The 24,028-nt window shown below is 32.3% G+C and carries 23 protein-coding genes, 1 tRNA gene, 1 other RNA gene and 1 riboswitch; of the genes, 22 read left to right on the top strand and 3 right to left on the bottom strand.

The window, feature by feature from the left end:
• Positions 1-391: 391 nt before the first annotated feature.
• A riboswitch (Fluoride riboswitch) is annotated at positions 392-465 on the top strand.
• Positions 466-501: 36 nt separating this feature from the next.
• From Q0410_RS04925 to Q0410_RS04840, 18 genes are all read left to right on the top strand, one after another.
• A complete protein-coding gene (locus Q0410_RS04925) occupies positions 502-1,704 on the top strand; it encodes a sodium:proton antiporter (protein WP_299033655.1) in 1,203 nt (400 codons plus the stop codon).
• Between the two features lie 38 nt (positions 1,705-1,742).
• Positions 1,743-2,516 (top strand): FAD-dependent thymidylate synthase, encoded by a 774-nt coding sequence (thyX, locus tag Q0410_RS04920; protein WP_299033652.1) that lies wholly within the window; start codon positions 1,743-1,745, stop codon positions 2,514-2,516.
• Between the two features lie 74 nt (positions 2,517-2,590).
• Positions 2,591-3,292, top strand: coding sequence for an ABC transporter ATP-binding protein (locus Q0410_RS04915; protein WP_299033649.1), 702 nt, complete (start codon positions 2,591-2,593; stop codon positions 3,290-3,292).
• A gap of 1 nt (position 3,293) precedes the next feature.
• Positions 3,294-6,587: an FtsX-like permease family protein gene (locus tag Q0410_RS04910; RefSeq protein ID WP_299033646.1), complete on the top strand. Its 3,294-nt coding sequence runs from the start codon at positions 3,294-3,296 to the stop codon at positions 6,585-6,587.
• An 80-nt stretch (positions 6,588-6,667) separates the two neighbouring features.
• Positions 6,668-7,237 (top strand): histidine phosphatase family protein, encoded by a 570-nt coding sequence (locus Q0410_RS04905; RefSeq protein ID WP_299033643.1) that lies wholly within the window; start codon positions 6,668-6,670, stop codon positions 7,235-7,237.
• Positions 7,234-8,247 (top strand): metallophosphoesterase, encoded by a 1,014-nt coding sequence (locus tag Q0410_RS04900; protein ID WP_299033640.1) that lies wholly within the window; start codon positions 7,234-7,236, stop codon positions 8,245-8,247. Before Q0410_RS04905 ends, Q0410_RS04900 begins: the two co-directional genes overlap by 4 nt.
• Positions 8,240-10,057, top strand: a complete 1,818-nt coding sequence (locus tag Q0410_RS04895) for an ATP-binding protein (protein ID WP_299033637.1) — start codon at positions 8,240-8,242, stop codon at positions 10,055-10,057. Before Q0410_RS04900 ends, Q0410_RS04895 begins: the two co-directional genes overlap by 8 nt.
• Positions 10,054-10,734, top strand: a complete 681-nt coding sequence (locus Q0410_RS04890; protein WP_299033633.1) for a metallophosphoesterase — start codon at positions 10,054-10,056, stop codon at positions 10,732-10,734. The genes Q0410_RS04895 and Q0410_RS04890 overlap by 4 nt, the downstream gene beginning before the upstream one ends.
• On the top strand, positions 10,734-11,258 hold the full coding sequence (locus tag Q0410_RS04885) for a class IV adenylate cyclase (protein ID WP_299033630.1): 525 nt from the start codon (positions 10,734-10,736) through the stop codon (positions 11,256-11,258). Before Q0410_RS04890 ends, Q0410_RS04885 begins: the two co-directional genes overlap by 1 nt.
• A gap of 53 nt (positions 11,259-11,311) precedes the next feature.
• Positions 11,312-12,238, top strand: a complete 927-nt coding sequence (gene pyrB, locus Q0410_RS04880) for an aspartate carbamoyltransferase (RefSeq protein WP_299033627.1) — start codon at positions 11,312-11,314, stop codon at positions 12,236-12,238.
• Positions 12,231-12,659 carry an aspartate carbamoyltransferase regulatory subunit gene (locus Q0410_RS04875; RefSeq protein WP_299033624.1) on the top strand — a complete coding sequence of 143 codons (429 nt, stop codon included), beginning with the start codon at positions 12,231-12,233 and terminating at the stop codon, positions 12,657-12,659. The genes pyrB and Q0410_RS04875 overlap by 8 nt, the downstream gene beginning before the upstream one ends.
• Position 12,660: 1 nt before the next feature.
• Complete coding sequence (locus tag Q0410_RS04870) at positions 12,661-13,854, top strand: dihydroorotase (protein WP_299033621.1); 1,194 nt, start codon at positions 12,661-12,663, stop codon at positions 13,852-13,854.
• Positions 13,838-14,701 carry an orotidine-5'-phosphate decarboxylase gene (gene pyrF, locus Q0410_RS04865; protein WP_299033618.1) on the top strand — a complete coding sequence of 288 codons (864 nt, stop codon included), beginning with the start codon at positions 13,838-13,840 and terminating at the stop codon, positions 14,699-14,701. Before Q0410_RS04870 ends, pyrF begins: the two co-directional genes overlap by 17 nt.
• Positions 14,688-15,404 carry a dihydroorotate dehydrogenase electron transfer subunit gene (locus Q0410_RS04860; protein ID WP_299033615.1) on the top strand — a complete coding sequence of 239 codons (717 nt, stop codon included), beginning with the start codon at positions 14,688-14,690 and terminating at the stop codon, positions 15,402-15,404. The genes pyrF and Q0410_RS04860 overlap by 14 nt, the downstream gene beginning before the upstream one ends.
• A complete protein-coding gene (locus Q0410_RS04855) occupies positions 15,404-16,303 on the top strand; it encodes a dihydroorotate dehydrogenase (protein ID WP_299033612.1) in 900 nt (299 codons plus the stop codon). Before Q0410_RS04860 ends, Q0410_RS04855 begins: the two co-directional genes overlap by 1 nt.
• Before the next feature lie 8 nt (positions 16,304-16,311).
• A complete protein-coding gene (gene pyrE, locus Q0410_RS04850; protein ID WP_299033609.1) occupies positions 16,312-16,890 on the top strand; it encodes an orotate phosphoribosyltransferase in 579 nt (192 codons plus the stop codon).
• A gap of 59 nt (positions 16,891-16,949) precedes the next feature.
• Positions 16,950-17,660: a glucosaminidase domain-containing protein gene (locus Q0410_RS04845; protein ID WP_299033606.1), complete on the top strand. Its 711-nt coding sequence runs from the start codon at positions 16,950-16,952 to the stop codon at positions 17,658-17,660.
• Positions 17,661-17,680: 20 nt separating this feature from the next.
• Complete coding sequence (locus Q0410_RS04840; RefSeq protein ID WP_299033603.1) at positions 17,681-19,336, top strand: glycogen-branching protein; 1,656 nt, start codon at positions 17,681-17,683, stop codon at positions 19,334-19,336.
• 47 nt (positions 19,337-19,383) lie between these two features.
• Here the strand turns inward: Q0410_RS04840 and cbpB are convergent, their stop codons facing one another.
• The 3 genes from cbpB to Q0410_RS04825 all read right to left on the bottom strand — a co-directional run bounded on the left by cbpB (position 19,384) and on the right by Q0410_RS04825 (position 20,295).
• The gene (gene cbpB, locus Q0410_RS04835; RefSeq protein ID WP_299033600.1) at positions 19,384-19,848 is read right to left on the bottom strand and encodes a cyclic-di-AMP-binding protein CbpB; all 465 of its coding nucleotides are present in this window, start codon (positions 19,846-19,848) and stop codon (positions 19,384-19,386) included.
• Positions 19,849-19,938: 90 nt separating this feature from the next.
• An RNA gene (gene ffs, locus Q0410_RS04830) (signal recognition particle sRNA large type) lies at positions 19,939-20,205 on the bottom strand.
• A tRNA-Ser gene (locus Q0410_RS04825) sits at positions 20,205-20,295 on the bottom strand. Before Q0410_RS04825 ends, ffs begins: the two co-directional genes overlap by 1 nt.
• 102 nt (positions 20,296-20,397) lie before the next feature.
• On the opposite strand from Q0410_RS04825, the gene dnaX reads away from it, so the two are divergent.
• The 4 genes from dnaX to Q0410_RS04805 are packed head-to-tail and all read left to right on the top strand — an operon-like array spanning position 20,398 to position 24,027.
• Complete coding sequence (gene dnaX / locus Q0410_RS04820; RefSeq protein WP_299033597.1) at positions 20,398-22,086, top strand: DNA polymerase III subunit gamma/tau; 1,689 nt, start codon at positions 20,398-20,400, stop codon at positions 22,084-22,086.
• Between the two features lie 9 nt (positions 22,087-22,095).
• A complete protein-coding gene (locus Q0410_RS04815; RefSeq protein WP_299033594.1) occupies positions 22,096-22,431 on the top strand; it encodes a YbaB/EbfC family nucleoid-associated protein in 336 nt (111 codons plus the stop codon).
• The gene (gene recR / locus Q0410_RS04810) at positions 22,431-23,036 is read left to right on the top strand and encodes a recombination mediator RecR (protein ID WP_299033591.1); all 606 of its coding nucleotides are present in this window, start codon (positions 22,431-22,433) and stop codon (positions 23,034-23,036) included. Before Q0410_RS04815 ends, recR begins: the two co-directional genes overlap by 1 nt.
• On the top strand, positions 23,029-24,027 hold the full coding sequence (locus tag Q0410_RS04805) for a hypothetical protein (protein WP_299033587.1): 999 nt from the start codon (positions 23,029-23,031) through the stop codon (positions 24,025-24,027). The genes recR and Q0410_RS04805 overlap by 8 nt, the downstream gene beginning before the upstream one ends.
• Position 24,028: the final 1 nt, after the last annotated feature.

Here is a 24,028-nt window from a genome sequence, read left to right as displayed (position 1 = left end):
GGAGAAATAGCGTGTATCAAAGTAAAATACAAATAAAAGTAATTTGGAATATTAGAATACTAATGAATATGAAATTTTAAATAAATTTAGCCTAGAAGATGTAAAACAACTCCCAAATTCACCATATGGACTTGTAGAAATTGATAGGGCAGGGGCTAGGTCCAGGTGGTTTTTTGTTGAGATTAAGGATGATATCTTATCTTTTATTTCAGAAATTCCTGATACTAGTCCTGATATTTCTGTATTAGTAGATGAAGATGGCTCTATTAAACTAATTTGTAAGGATATAAATAGCAATATTAAAAAATATAAATCTATTGATTCGGGTAAGACTTTTGTACCCTTCAATTAATAATATTAATATTTGATTTTAGGAAAAATTTGCATATAATTAAAGTTAGGGAATGAAGTACTCCCTTGATAATTATAATCTAAAACGCGTGTGCTGATGACTTCTACATTTTGTAGGGTTGTCAGCTTTTTTATTAGTAAGGAGGGTTTATGATTTTATCACTTGGGCTTATTATAATATTGGGTATGATTTTTGCGAAAATATTTGAGAAGTTAAGGCTACCTAGAATTATTGGTATGCTTTTTACAGGAATTATTTTAGGACCTCAAGTTTTAAATTTGCTAGATACAAATATATTAAGTATTTCATCAGATTTAAGAACTATTGCCCTGATTGTAATTTTACTTAAAGCAGGACTTAGTCTTGATATAAAAGATTTAAAGAAAGTTGGACCAGCGGCAATTTTATTATCATTTTTACCTGCAAGTTTTGAAATTCTAGCATACGGGATTTTTGTGCCAAAGCTTTTAGGCCTAAATCTCATAAACGCCCTACTTATGGGCTCTGTAATGGCCGCAGTTTCTCCTGCCATAGTCGTACCTAGGATGGTAAAGCTAATTGATGAAGGTTATGGAAGTGACGAGTCTATCCCACAAATGATTCTAGCTGGGGCATCTTGCGATGATGTTTTTGTTTTGGTCTTATTTTCATCATTTCTTGCAATGGCAAAGGGCGAAGGATTTTCTTATAAGGCCTTATTTAAAGTGCCTATCTCTATTATCTTAGGAATTTTTATTGGAATTGTGATAGGATATTTATTGTACTTATTTTTTGAAAGAAAATATAATAAAGGTTCTTATATAAGAAATTCAACAAAGGTAATAATAATTCTAGCCCTTGCTTTCTTGCTTGTTAGCCTTGAGGATATTTTAAAAAATATTATCCCTCTTTCAGGCCTTCTCGCAGTAATTGCTATGGCTTCTTACTATAAGTTAAAGGCAGACGAAAGTGTGGTTAAAAGACTTTCAGACAAGTTTGCTAAATTATGGATATTTGCAGAAATTTTACTATTTGTCCTAGTTGGGGCAGAGGTTGATATAAACTATATGACTGGTATTGGTTTTACAGGGATTATCCTAATAATTTTAGGACTTCTAATTAGGTCTATAGGTGTATATATTTCTGTAAGGAAAAGTAAACTTAATAAGAAAGAGAAAGTTTTTACTGTTTTTGCCTACACTCCAAAGGCTACAGTGCAAGCGGCTATAGGATCTGTTGCCCTTAGTAATGGTTTAGATTCAGGTATGTCTATATTATCAATAGCAGTCCTTGGAATTATTATTACAGCTCCACTTGGGGCTATATTGATAGATAAGTCTTATAAAAAGCTTTTAAGAAGAGCCTTAGTTTAATTAAATGGTATAATAAGTGACAATAAAGGGAGGCAATTATGGCAGAAACAAAGTTAAAAGTTAGTTTATTAAATTATACAAAAAATGGGGAAGAGACTATAGCCCAGGCGGGGAAACTATGTTATTCACCCGTAGGTGTTGATGAAATTTCCAAAAAGCAAGACCCAGATTCAATAGCAAAATATGTAAAAATGCTTGCAAGTCTAGGCCATTTAAGTCCTATAGAGCATATTTCTTTTACTTTTGCAGTTGAAGGAGTTTCAAGGACTCTAACTCATCAGTTAGTACGTCATAGGCTTGCCTCTTATTCCCAACAGTCACAAAGATATGTAAAACTTGACGGTTTTGAATATATAATCCCACCTCACATAAAGGATGATCCAGAAGCAAGGAAGATTTTTATAGAAGCTATGGAAAAAGACCAAGAAGCCTATGATAGACTTACTGAAATTCTTAGTAAAAAACATTATGAAACTTTAATTAATGAGGGAGAAGATGAAAAATCGGCAAAAAGTAAGGCTTCTAAAAAGGCAATTGAGGATGCTAGATATGTTTTTCCTAATGCTTGTGAGACTAAAATAGTTTTTACAATGAATGCAAGGACCCTCCTTCACTTTTTCAACCTAAGGTCTTGCAACAGGGCCCAGTGGGAGATTAGAGAAATGTCTGATCAAATGGTTAAACTTGTTAAAGACATCTATCCAAATGTATTTCAAACGGCTGGTCCATCATGCATAGGAGGACCTTGTCCTGAGGGGAAAATGACTTGTGGAAAAATAGAAGAAGTAAGAGATAAATTTAAAAACATTTAAGGGCCTCTGGCTCTTTTATTTTGCCTTAAAACGGGTATATATAAAGAATAAAGATAAAGAAAGAAGAGGTTTCTATGTCTTATATAAAGTTAAATGAAGTAAGTAAAAAATATAAGTCAGGCCAGTCTGAGATTCTTGCTAATGATAAGATAAGTTTTAACTTAGATGAGGGTAAACTTTTAATAATTGTTGGTGCATCAGGAGCTGGAAAGACTACACTTTTAAATATAATTGGCGGGATGGAACAAGCAAGTAGTGGCGATATTTTTATAGACGGGAAAAACCTAAGTAAGCTTAATGAAAATGAACTTACAAAATATCGTAGAGATGATGTAGGGTTTGTATTTCAACACTATAATCTAATCCCAAATCTTACAGCTCTTGAGAATGTCGAACTTGCGAGTGAGATTTCTAAGGGTTCTTTGAATGCAGATGAAGTTTTAAGTCAGGTGGGATTAGCAAAAAGAGAGTCAAACTTTCCTTCTCAGCTATCTGGTGGGGAGCAGCAGAGGGTAGCCATAGCAAGAGCCCTTGCAAAAAACCCAAAACTTCTCTTATGTGATGAGCCTACAGGAGCTCTTGACTATCAAACAGGTAAAAATATCCTAAAACTACTCCAAGATGCTTCTAGAAAATTTAATTCAACAGTAATTATAATAACTCATAATTCACTTATAAAACCCATGGCTGATGAAGTTATAGAATTAAAAGACGGGAGGATTTTAAAGTCATATACAAATGAAAATCCAATCCCTGTAAGAGAGCTCGAGTGGTAGTATGAATAAGACCTATATAAAAAATATCCTGAGGGATATTAAAAAGACTAAAGGAAAAGTTTTTTCTATAGGGGTCATGGTAGGGCTTGCGACAATGGTAATAGTCGCCCTAAACCTTACCGGACCTTCAATGAGAAAAAGCCTAAAATCATCTTTAAATAAATTTAGTCATCCGGATATCATTGTAAAGTCAACTTATCCAATGGACTATGAAGATAAAATTCTTATGGAAAGTGATAAGGATATAGAAGATATTTCCTATATAAAATCTATTGACCTAATGGATGGGGAAAAAATTATTAGACTTAAGTCTTTTGATAAGGACTTTAGTAAAATAAACCTAGAAGAAGGGTCTTTAATCAAAAATGAAAATGAAATTATTCTTGATAAGTCTCTTAAAAAATTTTATAAGTTAGGAGATGAGCTTAGTTTTTCCTATATAAATTATGATCAAAAAGAAAGTTCAAAAATAAGTAATACTGGTTATAAAGTAGTTGGTTTTTTTACTACAAGTGAGAAATTTATGGAAGATATGAGAGACCTATCTCCACTTGGAAAAAAAGAAATAGAAGGTCTTGCCTTTATAGATTCTAATAATTTTACAAGTGAGAAATTTAATGAAGTAAATATTTCTTATAAAGAATCTCTTGATATGGATAAGACAAGCAAAGAGTATATAAACTTTATCAAGGCTAAAAAAGATAAGTTAGAAGATGATATATATCAAAGGCCTAAAGAGGTTTTAGAAAAGGTAAAAACTGACGCTAATGAAAAAATATCTGATGCAGAAGAAGATATAAATAAGGCAGAAGATAAGCTTACTACCACAGAAAAAGACCTAAAAGATGCTAAAAAAAATCTAGATGATGGTTTTAGTAAATATGAAGCTAATAAAAATAAGTTTGAAAGAGAAATAAGAAACGGTGAAAATGAGCTAGTAAGATCAAGAAAAAAGCTAGAAGATGGACAAGCTAAGCTTGAAGATTCTAAAAATACTCTGGCTGCTTCTAAGAGAGAATATGAGGCAAAAATTCAAGAAAGTGAAAAAGTATTAGAGGCAAAGCTAAACGAATTAAATGCTTCTAAAGCAAAGCTATATGAGAAAAAATCGGAAATTCAAAACGGGCTTGATGCTATAGATAAGGCTGCAAAGGAAAAAAGTGATGCCTTAATAAACGAATCTAGTGATGAAGATCCATCTTTGGTAGAAGAAAATCCTAATTATGAAAATCTCAAGGCTCAAATTGACAAAGAAAAGGCTCCTCTTCTTGCAGCTCTTAAAGAAATAGAAGAAAAGGAAGTTCAGTTAAATGCTGGGTTTGATGAATATAATAAAGGTAAAGCTGACTTTGAAGCCCAGAAGAAAGAAGCCTTAGATAAAATGAATACGGCTCAAGCTGAAATTGATAAAAACCAAAGAGAAATAAACCAGGGTTGGGCCCAGTATTATGAGGGTAGGGATAGGCTTGCTTTTAATAAAAGAGAGGGCAAAAGAAAATTAGAAGATGCCTATAAAAAGCTTATTAGTTCTAAAACAGACTATGAGAAGGGCCTTAAGGAATTTGACGACAAAAAGCGTGAGGCAGAAGAGAAAATTGAGGATGGCAAAAAGCAAATCTCTGATAATAAAAAAGCTCTGTTAAAGCTTAGAGATCCAGAGTATGATGTGGAGACTATATTTGACAACCAAGGCCTTGATACTTATTACAAAAATTCCTTAAATATGGATTCCTTATCAAAAGTATTTCCAGTATTTTTCTATATGGTAGCCATGTTAGTTACTCTAACAACTATGAAAAGATATATCCAGGAACAAAGGATAATAAACGGTACCTTAAAATCCCTAGGTTATACTAACAAAATGATAGCTAAAAGATTTTATATATATGGATTAATACCAACAGTAGTTGGGTCCATAATAGGTGGAATATTAGGAACACTTATAATAGTTAGGGTTATTTTTGATGCTTACTCAACAGGTTTTGAAATCCTCGATGTGGAGTATGTCAACTCCTTGGCTGTGATAGTTGGATCAATTATTCTATCATCTATCTTAGTAAGTCTAACTGTTTTCTTTACTTCAAAAGAAACTGTCAAAGAAACTCCTGCAAGACTTTTACTTCCGCTAAGTCCAGAGAAAGGTTCTACGATTTTACTTGAGAGGATAAGGCCAATATGGAAACGCCTTTCATTTATGCAAAAAATCACTGCTAGAAACCTCTTTAGGTACAAGTCTAGGATGTTTATGACAATCTTTGGTGTAGCAGGATGTACAGCCCTAATATTTTTTGGCTTTGCCATGATTGACTCTCTAAAAGATACCGCATCCATCCAGCAAAACGAACTTCATAACTATAAGGCAGTTGCAATCTTAGATGAAAAGGCAAGTAATGAAGATAAAAAGAATTATGAAAATAAGGTAAATTCTTACGAGACTCTTTCAATAGAAAATGATACAGCTAACCTATCGAAAGATGGTATAGATCTTGAAATATCTATAGTAACTCCATCTGATAATAAAAAGTTTAAGGATTTTGTTTCCCTAAGACAAAATAGGAAAAATCTTTTAGACTTAGAAAAATCTCAAGCAGTTCTGACAGAAAATGCCAGCAAAAAACTTGGCCTAAAAGAAAATGACAAAATTCAGGTAAGAGTTGATGATAAAGATCTTGATGTAAAAATTGGAGCCGTAGCAGAAAACTACGTAGGAGATTATCTCTACCTATCGAAGGATTATTATGAAAAATTAGCCGGAGAAGATGTAGAAATAAATGCTAATTATATTAAAGGTGAGCCTAAAAAGATAATTGAGAAATTAGAAGACACTCCGTCAGTCCTCGCTGTAATAAATACTGGCAAGGCCTATGCGTCTATGGATGCCCTACTAGATAATTTAAATTTAGTAATAGTAGTAATCACCTTAATCTCATCTGTCCTTGCAAGTGTAGTTTTGTATAATATCACTGATATAAATGTAAGCGAGAGAAAAAGAGAGCTTGCAACTATAAAAGTTTTAGGATTTTATCCTAAAGAAGTAACTTCCTATATCTATAGAGAAATATTTATACTAACTCTTTTAGGAATAGTATTTGGTTTTGGGCTAGGCTATCTTATGTTTAGGTATATAATTGACCTAGTTGCTCCAAGAAATATTATGCTAGCTTATAAACTTCACCCACCAAGTTTTATAGTATCTGCAGCTATTACCCTAGTTTTATCTCTGATAATCCTAGTATATGTACACAAAAAATTAAAGAAAATTGATATGGCAGAAGCCATGTCAAGTGGGGAATAATAAGAGACGGGAAACCGTCTTTTATTATGCAAAGGTAGATAAAAAGATAAACTTTGTTATAATTATTAAAGAGGTGAATTATGAAAATTATTTTTGTAAGACATGGACTTACCATGTCAAATATAGAAAAAAAATACTCTACACCTGACACAAGACTTGAAAAGTCAGGTTTATATATATTAGATAAGACCAAGGCCTTGCTTAAGGATTATGAAATTGATGAAGTTTATACTTCTGGTCTTATAAGAAGCCAGGAGACAGCAAAAATACTAGGTTTTGATGATTTTTTAGTAGATACAAGACTTAATGAAATGGATTTTGGAGATTTTAAGGGCCAAGGTGTTTTTGATGTAAGGAAAAACTATAAAGATTTTTTCGAGAAAGAAAAAGATGCTTATTTTGACCTGAAATACCCAAATGGTGAATCTAGGAAAGATGTTGTAGCTAGGCTTAGAGATTTTTTGGATGAAAAATCAAAAGGAGATAAAAATATCCTTGCTATAAGCCACGGTATAGCTATAAGGTCAAGTTTATTTTGGATCTTAAAAGACCTAGCTAACTGGCAATCTTTTTGGATAGATAATGGATCGCTAACAGTTTATAATATTAAGGATAATAAAAAGCTAATAGAAAGTGTAAACCTAATATGAAATTTATCCACCTGGCTGATTGCCATCTTGGAGATAGGTTTGATTTTAAAAGTGGGCTATCAAATAAAATTAGGGAAAATAATAGAAAATCATTAAAAAATATCTTAGATACTAATAAGGACGTAGATTTTTTACTTATGGCAGGCGACCTATATGAAAGAAGCCTTTTTACCCTAAAAGATTACAAAGAGCTTTTTGAAATCCTTGAAAATTTTGATAAGGATATTTTTTATGTAGCGGGAAACCATGACTATATAAGTGAAGACAATGAAGCAATATTAAAAATGAAGCCTAGTAATTTTCATATATTCTCAAGTGAAAATCTTGAGTATTATGAAATAGACTCAACTAGGATCTACGGCCTATCCTACAGTGATAGGATATATAAGGGCAAATTTCCTTATGACACAAGGCTAGATGATAGGTATTTTAATATCTTACTTTGCCACGCAAGCATAAATAATCAGGCTAGTCCATACTTAAATTTAAACTTAGATAAATTAAAGAATGTGGGTTTTGACTATGTAGCCTTAGGCCATATCCATAAGTGGGAAGACTTTGGAGATAATATATATTATTCAGGATCAATTGAGCCTAGTGATTTTTCTGATACCTATGATTATGGTTATATCTACTATGATGAAGGAAATATAAGTCATATAGATTCATCTATAATGAAGTTTTATGACTATAAGTTAAAGCTTAGTGATTTTAAAAATGAGGATAACTTATCCTCTTACCTAAAACATAAACTGGAAGATAATAAGGAAAATTACCTCAGGTTAGAGCTTAATGGCAAGATTAATAAAAAGAAGTTAGAAAAGGATTTAAAGGTGTCCCTACTGGACCTAAAGATTAGCGAGGATGCCTCGCTGTATGATTTAGTTCACCTGTATCCAAATTCTTTATTGGAAAAATACGCTGAAAAATTCCCTGAAGATTTAAGTGACCTTCAAAAAAGAGCCTTGGAATTAGGACTTGATGCTATTTATAGGAGTAAAAATGACTAGGATTTTTATTGAAGAATTAAATATGAAGTCATTTGGTAGGTTTCAAAATAAAATTATAAAATTAGGACCTTCCTTTAACCTTATTTACGGACTTAACGAAAGCGGTAAAACAACAATAAAGAATTTTATAGAGGGAATGTTTTATGGTTTTGATGAGGGGAAGGTAAGGACAAGTTTTTCAAATAAGAGGGAAATTTATAGGCCCAAATCTTCCTATATTTATGCAGGAGAGATGAAAGTTGTAAAAGATTTTATAACCTATCTCCTTTTTAGGGATTTTGATAGCGGAGACTATAGGGTGGTTAACCTAAGTGAAAACAGAGAAGTTGACCTCAAAAAATCCGACTTAAATGCTCCTGGCAAATTTTTTCTAGGGGTAGACTATGATATCTATAAGGCCTATATATCTTCGGAACAATTGCAAAAAATAGACACAGATAGTAAGAAGAAAATTTTAGAAAAACTCGGTGGATCTGACATAGATTATAATTTTTCTATCAAAAATTCCCTAGAAATTCTTGACACTAGGTTAAAAGATATAGGTACAGAAAGAGCCTATACCAAGCCTTTTTTTAAAACTAGACAAAAAATAGAAAATTTAAAAGAAAATTTAAGTGAAATAGATAGGCTAAAGAAAGATTTTTATAAGTCTTTTAAAAAACTAGAAGATTTAAAAGCCAAGCTTGAAAAAAAAGAAAAAGACTATCAGAAAAAAAAGAAAATAAATCAATTTTATAATCAAAAAAGATCTGATGAAAACTTTAAATCCTATAGGAAGTGGTCTGATAAGCTATTTGATATCAACAAAGAATTAGAAGCCTACCGTGACCTAGAAGGGCTAAACCTAGAGGACTATAGTGATGAAAACAAGGATAAAATAGACTATAGGATTATTTATATTCTTTCTATCTTAGTTATAGTTATTGTTGGTATAATTTTTAAAAAATATCCTATTTTTATACTTACTCTTCCTTTTATTTATTTATTATTAACAAAAAATGATAAGGATGGAGGAAATAGCCAAGCTGAGTATAATAGTTTAAGACGCCGCTTTGCTAAGTACGAAAGTCTTTTAAAAGAGAGAGAAAAAACAGTAGAGGTCTTAGAGATTTTAAAAAAGCAAGATTTAAGTCTTTTTAAAGATGGAAATGAGATAGATTTTGATTTTGAAACTTATGATAATCTTAAAGAACTAGAAATAATTAGAAGACTTGAAGAAGGTATAAAAGAATTACGATTAAAAATTCATACTCTTGAAAAAAACTTATTGTCAATTGATAATATATTACAAAAAGAAGCGGGTTTAAGAGATGATTTAGATTATCAAAATAAAAGGTATAAAAGTATTAAGGATGAAATAGAGGCAATTAACCTTGCAAAAAAAACAATTCTAGAAGTGGCAGATGAGAATAGAGCCGATATTTATAAGTTAAATAAAAAAATCAAGGGCATCTTAAATGACACTAGTAAGTCAAAGTTTGATATAAGTTTTGATAAAGACTTAGAGCCTCAAATTAAGGATAAGACAAACTTTACCTATACAGAAGACCAGTTATCTAAGGGTTTTTTTGATCAAGTAAATCTTGCTGTGAAATTAAGCTTAGTGGGGGAGAGTATAAAGGATTCATTTTTGATTTTTGATGATGCCTTCATAAATTATGATATAGAAAGACTCATAAGGTTTTTGTATTTGTTATTAGATGAAGCATCTTTAAGACAAATAATTTATTTTACCTGCCATAAACGCGAAGAAGAATTTCTTGTAGCTGAAAATATAGATATAAACAAAATACATTTGGAGGATAGATGATATATGCTCTAGCTGACCTCCACCTAGATTATACGGAAGAAAAGTCTATGGAGGTCTTTGGAGAGGCTTGGGAAAATTACCAAGAGAGAATTTTCACTAACTGGAAAAATAAAATTAAAGACACAGACACAGTCTTAATTCCTGGTGATATTTCTCGGGCTATGGATATTAAAAATGCAGAGATTGACCTTAAAAAGATTGATAGGCTCCCCGGAAGAAAAATAATGATGAAAGGAAATCATGATTATTGGTGGTCTTCATTAAATAAACTAAATAAGCTTGGATTAGAAAGTATAGAATTTTTACAAAACAATTCTTTCGAAGTTGAAGATTTTTTAATCTGCGGGACCAGGGGATGGATAAGTAGGGATAGTAAGGATTTTACATACCATGATGAAAAAATTTATAAAAGGGAACTTTTAAGGCTTGAAAATTCACTTAATAGTTCTAAGTCGGATAAAAAAATCATTATAAATCTCCATTACCCACCAATTAATACAGATGGATCTTTGAACGATTTTTTTAACCTAGCTAAAGAATTTAAAGCTCATAGTTTAATATATGGCCATCTTCATGGAAGTGGTCACAGACTAATAAAAGAAGGAAATTTTGAAGGGGTCAACTTAGTTTGCGTATCAAGCGATTATGTGGACTTCGACCCAGTAAGGATAGGATAATGCAAAGAGAAATAGAAGTAAAAGTTTTAGGAATAGTTCCTGAAGAAATAGAAAGTAAACTTATAGACTTAGGTGGAAAAAAAGTTTGTAGACAGCTACAGACAAACTATACCTTTGAGCCTGAAAACGGTGAATTTGAAAAGGGATACCTAAGGATAAGAGAAAGTACAGTTGATGGCAAAAAATCGCCAATAGAGTTAACTTTTAAAGAAGTTAAGGGTGACGAAGAAGTAAGGATAAATAATGAATTTACAGTTCATATAGATTCTGTATCCATGATGACATCTATCTTAGAAAAGATGGGAATAAAATTAAAATATAAGGGGGAAAAAGAAAGAATATCTTACAGGTATAAGGGTCAAAGATTTGATATAGATACCTGGGATAAGAAAACTTACCCACATCCTTATATGGAAATTGAATTTACCAACCAATCAAAAATTGACGAAATCCTTGATGATTTAGAGCTTGATAAGGAGATGGTTACAACAAAATCTATCTCAGATTTGATCAGTGAACTATAATTTTGACAGATGGAAATATACTGGTATAATTTTAAAAAATAAAAGGAGACAGTATGATTTCTATAAAAAATTTATTAAATTCACACGACCTAACAAAGGAAGATTTACTTGAAATTATTGACCTAGGAAATGCTATTTATAAGAGTCCAGCCGATTTTTCTCACTATGCAGATGGGAAGTTATTGGGGACTCTTTTTTTTGAGCCTTCAACAAGGACTAGATTATCATTTGAGTCAGCTATGAATAGACTAGGAGGTTCTGTAGTAGGATTTTCAGACGCTAGTGTTTCATCCGCTAAAAAAGGTGAGAGCCTCCAAGATACTGTTAGAACAGTTAGCCAATATGCAGATATTATAGCCATGCGCCATCCTCAAGAGGGTGCAGCTTATCTAGCAAGTCTTGTTGCAGATTGTCCAATAATAAATGCAGGAGATGGGGGTCACCAACACCCAACACAAACCCTAACAGATATGCTAACTATTAGTAATTACAAAGAAAACTTTGATAACCATGTAATAGGTATCTGTGGTGATTTAAAATATGGTAGAACAGTCCACTCTCTAATCAAGATATTGAATCTTTTCGAGGGAAATAAATACATATTAATTTCCCCAGAAGAATTAAAGCTTCCACAATATGTAAAAGAAGAAGTATTTGACGAAAATTCCGAATATGAAGAAGTAAGAAGTCTTGATGAGGTAATAGATAAGATAGATATCCTTTATATGACAAGGATTCAAAGAGAAAGGTTTTACTCAGATGCCCAATATACAAGGCTAAAAGACTCTTATCTTTTAGATAAGGAAAAAATGGATAGGGCTAGGGAAGATATGATAGTTATGCATCCACTTCCAAGAGTAAATGAAATAGCTAAAGAAGTAGACAGTGATCCTAGAGCAGTTTATTTTAATCAAGCAAAATTTGGTATGTATGTTAGAATGGCACTAATTATAAAATTATTGGAGGCAAACAATGATTGAAATTACAAGTATTAAAAATGGAATTGTTATAGACCATATAAGAGCAGGTCTTGGTATGCAAATTTATAAATTATTAGACCTAAAAGATATAAAAAATGAAGTAGCTATTATTCTAAATGCCAGCTCAACTAGGTATGGAAGAAAAGATATTCTAAAAATTGCTGATAATATGAAAATAAACCTAGATGCTGTTTCAATTTTAGACCCAACAGCAACTGTAAATATAATTGAAAACGAAAAAGTAGTTAAGAAATTAGAATTAGAGCTTCCAGAAAAAGCTGTTGATATCCTTACTTGTCAAAATCCAAAATGTGTATCAACAAGTGAAAGAGAAGTTCAAAGCGAATTTATCCTTATAAATAAAGAAGAGAAGACTTACAAGTGCGCCTACTGTGGCCACATTTACGACGTGGAAGAATAAGATGAAGCAAATTTTTACCAACTTTTACGGCTTTGATGACGTAAAAATTTCTAAAAATGACCTTTATGTGCAAGATGGAATAATTGTAGAAAAATTCCCAAAAGAGGAAGCTGACGAGATTGTAGATTGTAACAATCTTGCCCTCCTTCCTTCTTTTACTGATCTTCATGTTCACTTTAGGGACCCGGGCTTTACCTACAAGGAAGACTTGGAAACAGGATCTCACGCGGCCTTAAAGGGTGGTTTTACTAATGTTCTATTGATGGGAAATACTAAACCAACTGTATCAAGCCCTGAAATATATGAAGACATTATAAAAAGAGGAAAAGACCTTGATTTAATTGAGATAGACCAAGTTTATACCATAACTAAAAATTTTGATGGTAAAACTCTTGACCACCTTGATAGCTTGCCAGAGTCTGTAAAATTTCTTTCAGATGATGGGGTAGGGGTAAATGATGATTCGGTAATGTATCAAGCAATGTTTAGGGCAAAAAAACTAGGTGTAAAGATGACCCTCCACGAGGAAGTAGCCAAGGTTTCTGCTATAGACTATGAAGTAGCAGAAGATGCCATGACTTTAAGGGATTGTTACTATGCTTATAAGCTTGACATGCCAGTTCATTTCTCTCACGTATCCACCAAGGGGGCAATGACAGCCATTAAGTATTTCAAAGATCTAGGAGCTAAGATTACCTGTGAGGTTACTCCCCACCATCTATATTTTGCAGATAAGGCTAGGGATGAGGTAAGGGTAAATCCTCCTATTAGGAAAGAAAAAGATAGGAATTTTTTACTTCAAATGATAAAAGAAGGTTATGTTGATGCCATATCAACTGACCATGCTCCCCACTCTGCCAAGGAGAAAGAGCAAAATGCACCAGGGTTTATAGGCCTTGAGACAGCTTTTTCAACCTGCTATGAAGTTTTAGTTAAATCAGGTTTAATATCCTTAAACGACCTAGTAAGGATAATGTCAACTAAGCCATCTGAAATATTAAATATCAAAAAAGGTAAACTTAAGCCAGGTTATGTTGCTGACTTTACCCTAGTTGATTTAGATAAGTCTTATGAATATAGGGAAGAAGATATCAAATCTAAGTCCAAAAATTCTCTAATGATAGGAAAGACACTTTATGGCGTAGTTGAAAGAGTTTATAGAAAAGGAGTATTAAAATATGAAAATAATAGATAAGTTATATGATAGGGTCGAAAAATTAGGCTTTGTTTGTGTAGGCTTAGATACATCTATGGATTATATTCCTGATTCTATGAAAGAAGGAAAAGAAATTCACGAAGCCTTATTTACCTATAACAAAGAAATTATAGATGCTACAAAAGATGTGTGTGCAATTTATAAGCTACAAATTGCCTACTATGAGTCTTATGGTCTTGAAGGTATGCTAGCTTATAAAAATACTTTAGACTACCTTAGGAGCTTAGACCTTTTATCTATAGGGGATGTTAAAAGAAGTGATATAGCAGCGTCAGCAACTATGTACGCTAAAGCTCATTTTGAAGGCGATTTTGAGGTGGACTTTATCACCCTAAATCCATATATGGGCATGGATTCAATTTCTCCATACTTACCTTATTTAGAATCAGGCAAAAAGGGAGTTTTTGTTCTTCTTAGAACTTCAAACCCAGGTGCCAATGACTTTGAAGTTTTAGAAACAAATGGCGAAGAGCTTTTCTATACAATTGGAGATAAGCTAAAAGAGGTAAATGAAAATTATATCGGCAAATCTGGCTACGGTCCTGTTGGACTTGTGGTAGGAGCAACCCACAGTGAGGAAGTTGAAAAAATCAGGAAAAGATATGATAAAATGTTTTTCTTAATACCTGGATTTGGTGCCCAAGCTGCTGATAGTATGAATGTATATAAGCTTCTAAATGACCTTAATGCTGGTGCTGTAAACTCATCAAGAGCCATACTTAAAAACTGGATGAATTTTGAAGATGGAGAGGCAAATGTTGGGAAATATGCCAGAGAAAAGACTATAGAAACATATAAGGAAATAGCTAAAAATGCAAGCTTATAGACCATGTAAAGTTTTAGAAAATGTCGAAATAGCACCTGGAATCTTAAAAATTAGCCTAGATATAAATCTAGATGCAAATCCTGGCCAATTTTTTATGCTAAGAGCAGATTCCTTTAGGCAAGATCCAATTCTTGCCAGACCCTTTGGAGTATGCGATCGAAGGGAAGATAGGTTGGTATTTTTAGTTCAAGTTGTTGGAAAGGGTACAAGGCTTATTGCTGACCTTAATGAAGGTGACGGAGTTTCTGTCCTCGGTCCACTTGGCAATGGATTTGTAAAAACTGATGATAAAAAAATAGCCATAGTTGCTGGAGGAATCGGTATAGCTCCACTTTTAGAACTAGCTAAAAACCTTGAAACCAAGGCAGATTTCTATGCGGGTTTTGCAGATGATCCTTATTTTGTAGATGAATTTAAACCCTATGTAGGAAAGATTATAACTAGTTCAGAAAGAGATGAGGGAAAGTTTATTCTAGATAAGATAAATCCAGATGATTATGATCTTATCTATGCTTGCGGCCCAAACCCAATGCTTAAGGCTCTTTGTGAGAAAAACACTAAGGCTAAAATCCAAGTTTCTATGGAAGCCCATATGGGATGTGGGATTGGAGCTTGCTTAGGCTGTACAGTAGAAGATAAAAATGGTGATTTTATTAGAGTTTGTAAAGACGGCCCAGTTTTTGATGCAGAAAGGATATTTTAATGAGCTTAAAAATAAATATTGCTGGAGTAGAATTTAAAAATCCTATTATTGCAGCAAGTGGAACCTTTGGTTTTGGTGAAGAGTATAAAGACTACATAGACCTAAATAAACTTGGTGGAATTTCTTCTAAAGGATTAACCTTAAGGAAAAATCCAGGCAATCCTGGTATTAGAATTTATGAAACACCAGCAGGTATAATGAATTCAATAGGTCTTCAAAACCCAGGTATTGACCATTTTATAGAAAATGAATTAGTCTTTATGAGAAAGTACGATACAGTTACTATTGCTAACCTTGGTGGCCATAGCCTTGATGATTATAAGCTAGGAGCAGCCAAACTTGACAAGACCGATGTAGATATGATTGAGCTAAATATATCTTGCCCAAACCTTAAAGAAGGGGGCATGGCCTTTGGTACAGATCCAGCTAAGGCGAGGGAGGTCATTAGCCTAGTAAGAAAAGAAACCAACTATCCACTAATTGTAAAGTTATCACCAAATGTCACCAATATTGGAGAGTTTGCTAAAATAGCAGAAGATTGCGGTGCAGATACAGTTTCATTGGTTAATACCTTTAATGCCATGGCTGTTGATATTAAAAGAAAAAAATTTGTTTTTGATAATAAAACTGCAGGTCTTTCAGGTCCAGCTATAAAACCAATAGCCCTAAGGATGACCTATGAAGTAGCCCAAGCTGTGGATATACCAGTTATAGCCATGGGTGGAATAATGAATGTAGAAGACTGCTTAGAATTTTTGATGGTAGGAGCTTCTGCTATCCAAGTTGGTACAGCAAACTTTTCAAAGCTAGATACAATGATTGACATAATAGATAATTTAGAGAAATATTGTACTGATAATAAGATAGACAGTATTAACGATATAGTCGGAATTTTATAGGAGAAAAAATGGAAAAAACAATTGAATTATTAAAAAAATCTCACGCCTTACTTGAAGGTCACTTTATTTTATCAAGTGGGAAACACTCTGACAAATATGTCCAATGTGCAAAATTAATCCAAAACCCAAGATACTGTGAAGAAGTAGCCAAAATAATTGCAGCAAAGTTAAAAGAAGCTAAGATAGAAGTTGACTTATGTGTTGGTCCTGCCATGGGTGGGATTATTATTGCCTATGAAGTAGCAAGGGCCCTAGGTGTTGATGCTATCTTTACCGAAAGAGAAAATAACGAAATGACCCTAAGACGTGGCTTTGAAATCAAAGAAGGTCAAAAGGTTTTAATAGTAGAAGATGTAATTACAACTGGTAAATCTTCATTTGAAACAGTTGATGTTATTAGAGATAACGGTGGGGAAGTAGTTGCCTTAACATCTATAGTCAATAGGTCACATAAGGATGAAATAGATGGCCTACCCCTAGTATCAGCAGCAAAAATAGAGGTAAATGCCTGGGATCCTGATGATTTACCTGATCATTTAAAGGATACACCAGCTATTAAGCCTGGCTCAAGAAAAATGAAAGCTTGATAAATAGAGCATTAAGCATATAATTTTATTAATATATATTTTATATATAAGGGAGACTTATGGTATATAAAAAAAGTTTTATTAATAATTTTATATTCTTGATGCTTTTAATTTTCCTAAATATAACCCTAGTTAATAAGGCCTATGCTAGTGAAGTAAAGGTAAATAGGAAAGAAGCCCTTTTATTAGGTTTGAAACAGATATCTGATGAGACAAAAAATTTAAAGGATATGAGAGATATAAGATTTGAAAAGTTAAAAAAAGATTTAGATGATTTCATAGAAAAAGGACCTACAAAGATAGGGGATACAAGTGATTTTTATCCCCTAAATCTTACCCAGTTTTCTACTGAAGAATTAGGTTGGGGCCTAAGAGGTACAAATTTACTGGGTCTAGAAAAAGATTTTAAAGACGCTAGTAAGGAAGAAGGGGTCAATCCAATTTTACTTATGGCTATGGCCAAACATGAAACTGGAAACGGCACAAGTGAGCTTTATAAAAATAAGAAAAATTTATTTGGCTTTAATGCAGTTGACCATGACCCTTACAATTTAGCAACAGATTTTAAGGACGAAAGAGCTTCTATTTTTACAGTGGCAAAACATTTAAAAAATGAATACCTAAGTGAGGATGGGAAGTTTTATAATGGAGTATCTACTAATGGCATAGGCAAACTTTACGCAACTGATCCTGATTGGTCAAAAAAAGTTGATTGGATGATGATAGAGGTTGTAAGGTCAATGATTAAAGGTTATGAAGAATATGAATAAAGTTAGAGAAAGGATAAAAAATGAATACTAGAGATTACCTTAATGGTAAATCATCAGAGGGCTTTGAATTTTTTGGGGCCCATAAGAGAAAAGATAAGGATTATATTTTTAGACTTCTTGCTCCAGAAGCGAAAAATGTCTATCTTGCAGGTGATTTTAATAATTGGGAGAAAGCTCCACTTAGAAAATACTCAACAGGAGTTTTTTCTGTAAGTATTGATGGAGTAAAAGATGGAGATAGGTATCAATTTTTTGTTGAAGATAAGGACGGTAACTTATATAAAAAACTAGATCCTTATTCAAAAAAAATATCCTTAGATGAGGGAGTTTCTATAATTTATGACTCGACCTATAAATTTAAACATAAGAAGGCTAATTCTAAACCAAAAAATATTTATCAAGTCCATTTAGGTTCTCTTTTTAGAGACAGGGAAGATAAGGTTAAAGTTTATGAAGATCTTATAGGTCACCTAAAAGAAAATCACTTTTCTCACATCCAGCTTATGCCCATATCTGAATATAAAAACTATAAGCAAATGGGTTATTCATCCCTTGGTCTTTTTGCATTTTCTGAAAGATATGGTAGTTTAGATGATTTTAAATATTTTGTTGACCTCATTCACAAGGAAAAAATCGGACTAATAGTTGAGCTTGATATAGCAGAATTTGATCCGGATTTTTTATACTTAGATAAGTTTGACGGCACAAACCTCTACAACTATGATTATGAAAATATAAAACATAATTATTACGGTTCAATAAATTTTGATCCAGAGAAAAATTTAACCAAATCTTATTTGCAATCACTTGTAAATTATTATGTCAAAGAATTAAGGGTAGATGCCATATATTTCCCATCTGCTGAAAATATGCTTTATTGGCAGGGAGATATAAATAGGGGGATAAATGAAGCTTGGATAGACCTATTAAAAAATATAAATAGTCTTATAGATAAAAATAAATCCTATTCACTTGCAGGTTTTAACGGAGTTTATGAAGATTTAGGCGTAGACTTTGACCTAGTATTTGATAGCGAATTTAGAAAAATTACGGAAGTTTTCCAAAAACTACCAATAGATAGGGCGTCTTATCAAGCTTATATCAGAAATTTAATACAAAATGAAAATCCATCCAAGATCTTCGGTTTTTCATATGTTGATAGCTTCTTACATGAGGCAAACCTTGCTATGAAGATGTTTTCTGATGATAGAAAGATCGAACAACTAAAAACCCTATTTTCTTTTTTGATGACTCTAAAATCATCTAAGTTAATTTTTATGGGTGATGAGCTTGCTGATATGAGGACATTTTCTATATATAATGATTTTAATCCAGAAGAAATTTCAAATAAAGAATTTAATGCATATTATAAAGACTTAGCAAAAATTTTCCTAACTACTAAGGTTTTTTCTTCTGATGAGTCTGAAGTTAAAATATTTGACGTTGATGGATATAGCATCTATGCCTATGAGAGATCATTTAAAAAAGAGAGATTCCTAGTCCTAGTAAACTTTACTGATATTGACTACGAGATAACCAGTCCATATAGCCTAGAGGAGATTATTAATACTAATGATTTAAAATACGGTGGTAGTGGAAATATAAATGGTAAAGTGAAAAAAGGTGAAGAGATAGGAATTGAAGATTTTGGTTCAGCTGTCTTTAAAATAGTATAAGAATTAAAATAGTGATGGCAGAATAGCTTGCCTATTCTGTTACATCACTATTTTTTTATGAGTTTATATTCTTTTTCTAAATTGTGGGCTACTTGAGTAAATCTTTCTAGGACAACCTTTCTTGGAATGATGCCTAAAAAATAACCATTTTTCAAAGTTATACATACAAAGTTATTATCGATTAACAGAGAAATTACATCTTCAAGTTCATAATTATCAAACAAGATCGGAACTACTTGGTTCATTGCTTCTTTTACTTGTAATTTTGCAAGCTTTTCTTCGTTAAAAAGCGATAGGTTATCAAAACTTCTTACTATCTGGGGTATGGATATAAGCCCTCTAACACAGTTATCATCGTCAATTACAGGTATGATCTGATAACCAGAAGAAGCTAGAACTAAAGTTGCATGGAGTAAGGAATCATTTTCGTTTACCACTGCTACTTGGCTTGCTGGTATCATTAGGTTGGTAGTTGGTCTATTAAAAAGTTTGGTAAAGTTTTCTCCAATCAATTTATCACCTCTCATATCTAGTATTATTATAACACAAATTATATTTTAAGTATAAAAAAACTCCAAGATGACTTGGAGTTAGTTATATGTAAGCACACCCAATATCGAACAGTTAGCCTAATATAGGTTCTAGGAGAACTAGCTCATGATAGGTTGCCTTACGGCACACATAAGAGGCTGCTTAATGCTGCTAGGTTCCCCTCCTGACATGGTTCACAGTCTTATGTTGCGTAAGATCTATCAATCAACACTAATTTTCCTATTCTTTTATTTTGCTAAAAGCCCTCCATTGGGACTTAAACCCTGCTATAGCGGATTGCAGGTTACAAGGCACCGCTAGTTCCCTGTCTAGTGCATGGCGGAGAGCATGGGATTTGAACCCATGATACATAAAAACTGTATACACGATTTCCAATCGTGCTCCTTCAACCGCTCGGACAGCTCTCCATGCTACAATAACTTACTATACCTTAGATTGGTTTTTATGCAAAATAAAAATCTAAATATTTTTTAATAATGTGGTATAATTAGTAGGGAGAAAGGAAGGCTATGGCAAAAGCTTTATATAGACAATATCGACCTAGGGTTTTTGACCAGGTTCTTGGTCAAGACAAGGTTATAAATGTATTAAAAAATCAAGTAAAAAATAATAATTTTTCTCACGCCTATTTATTTGCGGGAGAGAGAGGATGTGGTAAGACATCGGCGGCAAAGATTTTTGCTAAGGCAATCAATTGTTTAAATCCAAAAGATGGATCTCCATGCCTAGAGTGTGAAAACTGTAGGCAGATAGATGAAGAGACAAGTCTTGATGTTGTAGAGATGGATGCTGCTAGTAACAGAAGAATAGATGATATAAGAAATCTTAAAGATAATGTTATTTATCCACCTGCAAATTTAAAATATAAGGTCTACATAATAGACGAGGCTCATATGATAACTAGGGAAGCTTTTAATGCTCTACTTAAAATCATGGAAGAGCCACCAAAACACTTGGTATTTATCTTGGCAACTACAGAGATTGAAAAAATTCCTAAGACTATTTTATCAAGGGTTCAAAAATTTGAATTTAATAAGATAGATTCATCTAAAATCAAAGAGCAGATAAATATAATCTTAAAAGATCAAGATATAAAAATGGAAAATGAAGCCATTGATCTTATCATAAGAAAGGCCAAAGGAGCGATGAGAGATGCTCTTAGCATCCTTGACCAGGTTTTATCTTTTGATAAGAAAGAATTTTTGCTAAAAGACGTAGAATTTATTTTAGGCTCAGTAGATTTTGAAAAGGTTGATAAGCTTGTAGGAAGTATTTTAGTAAAAGATCAAAGGCAAAGTTTAAAATACCTTGTTTCCATAAGAGACGATGGTAAGTCCAACCTTGATATAGTAGATTCTCTAATTAATTTTTATAGGGACTTAATGCTTTTAAAGATAGGCGGAGATGAGGCAGATTTTGAAAATCGAGAAAGACTTAAACTTCTAAAAGAAAAGATAGAGGATATAAGCTTAGAAAGAATATTAACAAGTCTTGATATATTAAATGAATATTCTATCAAAATTAATAGCTCATCTAACACTGACATACTAAGCGAAGTATTGATTTTAAGGCTAATTGATACAGTAGATATTAATAGTTTAAGATCGAGAGTTGAGAAACTTGAAAGATTAGGACAGTCAGATATAGTTGATACTATTAACGGAATAATAGATAAAAGGTTAGAAAATTTCACTCCAAGTGTGAGTTCTTATGATCAAAGTTCTGTTAATGAGGATAGCAATAGTAGAAATCAAGTTTTAGGTGAGATTGATACTGGTAAAACTTTAGCTAAGGATAATAAGAAAGATAAGAATCAAGGGAAAGCGGATATACCTACTAGTGAAGATATTTCTTCTAGTATAACTCTTGATCCTAAAACAGTTCATGAGATAAGAGAAATGATTGTTTATACATCTGGAACTATGCTAAATAGTCTTTTTAAAGACGAAGGATTTAATTATCAATATACAGGTGAGGACTTTACTCTTTTTATAGAAGATGAGTTTTATAGGATATTCATAGAAACTAAAATAGATGAAATAAGTGAAAAGCTTTCTACTATTCTAAAAAAAGAAGTGAATTTTACTTTACTTACAGGAAAAGAAGATAAGGAAAAGAAACAAGGAACTAAAAAAGATTCGAGTGATACAATAGATAAACTTAAAAATATTTTTGATAATGAATTAATTATAAAATAGGAGGAAATAATGGCAAGAAATTTTAGAGGCGGAATGCCAAACATGAACAATATGATGAAACAAGTAAAGAAGATGCAACAAGATATGGAAAAGGCTCAACAAGAGCTTGAAGAAAAAGAATTTACATCTTCTGCAGGAGGTGGAGTAGTAGAAGCAACAGTAAACGGCAAAAAAGAAGTAAAATCTATAAAAATAGACCCAGATGTAGTTGACCCAGATGATGTTGAAATGCTCCAAGATTTAATCATGGTTGCCATTAATGATGCTATTAGCCAAGCTGACAAATTTAATGAAGAAAATATGGGTAAACTAACCGGTGGAATTAATATTCCTGGTTTAATGTAATGGCGATTTTACCAGAGTCACTAAATAATTTAATAGAAGAATTTCAAAAATTACCAACTATAGGAAGGAAAAGCGCTGAAAGACTTGCGATGAGCATAGTAGATGAAGAACAAAAAAGCGTTGAAGAATTCTCCAAATCCTTAATAGAAGTCAAGGAGAGAATCCACCATTGCAAAATATGTGGAAATCTTACCGAAGAAGAGACCTGTAATATTTGTAGGGACTTTACCAGGGAAGAAGAGTATCTTTGTATAGTAGAAGATGTAAGAAATCTAATCGCTATAGAAAAATCCGGTGCCTATAGGGGCAAATACCATGTTCTAGGTGGGCTAATTTCGCCATCAGATGATATAAGCCCAGATAAGCTAAATATAGATAAGCTTATGGAAAGGTTAGATAAAGAGAATATCAAGGAAATAATACTTGCAATTTCTTCAACCATAGAAGGAGAAACCACTATTCTTTTTATAACCAATCTCCTAAAAGGAAGGGATATAAAAATCTCAAAAATTGCCCAGGGTATTCCAGTAGGATCTCACCTAGAGTACTTTGACCAATTAACTTTAGAGAGAGCTCTCGAAGATAGGAGAGATGTAAGTGAATAAATTAAAAAAATTGCTAGTAGTAATATTACCTATATTATTACTAACTAGTTGCACCCTATTTCAAAAAAAGGAGCCTCAAAAGATTGAAAAACTTGAAAAGGACGTTATCGAAGTAGAGAAAAAAACTATAACAAACAAGGTAAATATAAAATCTGCAACTTTTTCTTCTGATATTGTAATGGATAAATTAAGTGAGGAAAGTAAAGATATTTACCAAAGTACAAGTATAAATAACTTGACTCAAATAGAAAATTTAGATTTTGATATAGCAATCGTACCTGCTTACCAGGTTGTTGACCTATATAATAAAACAAATGAAAATATAAAACTTAGTGCAATAACTACCGTTAATAATCTCCATATCATTGGAGATAAGCAAATAAATAATCCTAAGGATATGGCAGGTAAGAGAATAATGGTACCTGAGCTTAATGATTCATTAGATAAACTTATTGATACCAAACTTGGTTTTCTTAAAGGATTAATGAGAATAAGCACAGAAACGTACTCCAGTCAAAAAGATTTGTTAAAGAACCTGGATGGATCAGAAAACGTAATAGCAATCCTATCTGAACCATATTATTCAAAGGCTATAGAAGATAAATCATACTATGAATTTGATATAAATGAGCTTATATCAATGATACCAAATTCTAGTGTAGATTCTAAAGGTGATTTTCTATCAGATGTAATAATAGTAAATAAAAATTACTTAAAGGACAATAAGGAAAGCTTTGATAGATTTTTATCTACTTACAAACAAGCTCAAAAATCTATAGATGAAAATATTATATTATCGCAAAAATTGATAAATAAACATGATGTTACAAATGAAGAAGTGGTAAAAATATACAATTCAATGGACAATACTTTTATAGATTCAGATACAATGGTAGGAGTATTTGAAATCTATATGGATAAGTTAGAAGCCCTGGATAAAAATATTTTCCAAGGAAAAAGACCTACAGATGATTTGTATTATAAGAAATAAG

This window comes from uncultured Anaerococcus sp. (genome assembly GCF_937934665.1).
In the GTDB taxonomy this organism is placed as follows: Bacteria; Bacillota; Clostridia; order Tissierellales; family Peptoniphilaceae; genus Anaerococcus.
This window is presented reverse-complemented; position numbering and strand designations above follow the sequence as displayed.

Bases quoted from the DNA above. Each gene is read 5' to 3' on its own strand.
- Q0410_RS04925 (WP_299033655.1), top strand. From the start codon at position 502: ATGATTTTATCACTTGGGCTTATTATAATATTGGGTATGATTTTTGCG.
- thyX (WP_299033652.1), top strand. From the start codon at position 1,743: ATGGCAGAAACAAAGTTAAAAGTTAGTTTATTAAATTATACAAAAAAT.
- Q0410_RS04915 (WP_299033649.1), top strand. From the start codon at position 2,591: ATGTCTTATATAAAGTTAAATGAAGTAAGTAAAAAATATAAGTCAGGC.
- Q0410_RS04910 (WP_299033646.1), top strand. From the start codon at position 3,294: ATGAATAAGACCTATATAAAAAATATCCTGAGGGATATTAAAAAGACT.
- Q0410_RS04905 (WP_299033643.1), top strand. From the start codon at position 6,668: ATGAAAATTATTTTTGTAAGACATGGACTTACCATGTCAAATATAGAA.
- Q0410_RS04900 (WP_299033640.1), top strand. From the start codon at position 7,234: ATGAAATTTATCCACCTGGCTGATTGCCATCTTGGAGATAGGTTTGAT.
- Q0410_RS04895 (WP_299033637.1), top strand. From the start codon at position 8,240: ATGACTAGGATTTTTATTGAAGAATTAAATATGAAGTCATTTGGTAGG.
- Q0410_RS04890 (WP_299033633.1), top strand. From the start codon at position 10,054: ATGATATATGCTCTAGCTGACCTCCACCTAGATTATACGGAAGAAAAG.
- Q0410_RS04885 (WP_299033630.1), top strand. From the start codon at position 10,734: ATGCAAAGAGAAATAGAAGTAAAAGTTTTAGGAATAGTTCCTGAAGAA.
- pyrB (WP_299033627.1), top strand. From the start codon at position 11,312: ATGATTTCTATAAAAAATTTATTAAATTCACACGACCTAACAAAGGAA.
- Q0410_RS04875 (WP_299033624.1), top strand. From the start codon at position 12,231: ATGATTGAAATTACAAGTATTAAAAATGGAATTGTTATAGACCATATA.
- Q0410_RS04870 (WP_299033621.1), top strand. From the start codon at position 12,661: ATGAAGCAAATTTTTACCAACTTTTACGGCTTTGATGACGTAAAAATT.
- pyrF (WP_299033618.1), top strand. From the start codon at position 13,838: ATGAAAATAATAGATAAGTTATATGATAGGGTCGAAAAATTAGGCTTT.
- Q0410_RS04860 (WP_299033615.1), top strand. From the start codon at position 14,688: ATGCAAGCTTATAGACCATGTAAAGTTTTAGAAAATGTCGAAATAGCA.
- Q0410_RS04855 (WP_299033612.1), top strand. From the start codon at position 15,404: ATGAGCTTAAAAATAAATATTGCTGGAGTAGAATTTAAAAATCCTATT.
- pyrE (WP_299033609.1), top strand. From the start codon at position 16,312: ATGGAAAAAACAATTGAATTATTAAAAAAATCTCACGCCTTACTTGAA.
- Q0410_RS04845 (WP_299033606.1), top strand. From the start codon at position 16,950: ATGGTATATAAAAAAAGTTTTATTAATAATTTTATATTCTTGATGCTT.
- Q0410_RS04840 (WP_299033603.1), top strand. From the start codon at position 17,681: ATGAATACTAGAGATTACCTTAATGGTAAATCATCAGAGGGCTTTGAA.
- dnaX (WP_299033597.1), top strand. From the start codon at position 20,398: ATGGCAAAAGCTTTATATAGACAATATCGACCTAGGGTTTTTGACCAG.
- Q0410_RS04815 (WP_299033594.1), top strand. From the start codon at position 22,096: ATGGCAAGAAATTTTAGAGGCGGAATGCCAAACATGAACAATATGATG.
- recR (WP_299033591.1), top strand. From the start codon at position 22,431: ATGGCGATTTTACCAGAGTCACTAAATAATTTAATAGAAGAATTTCAA.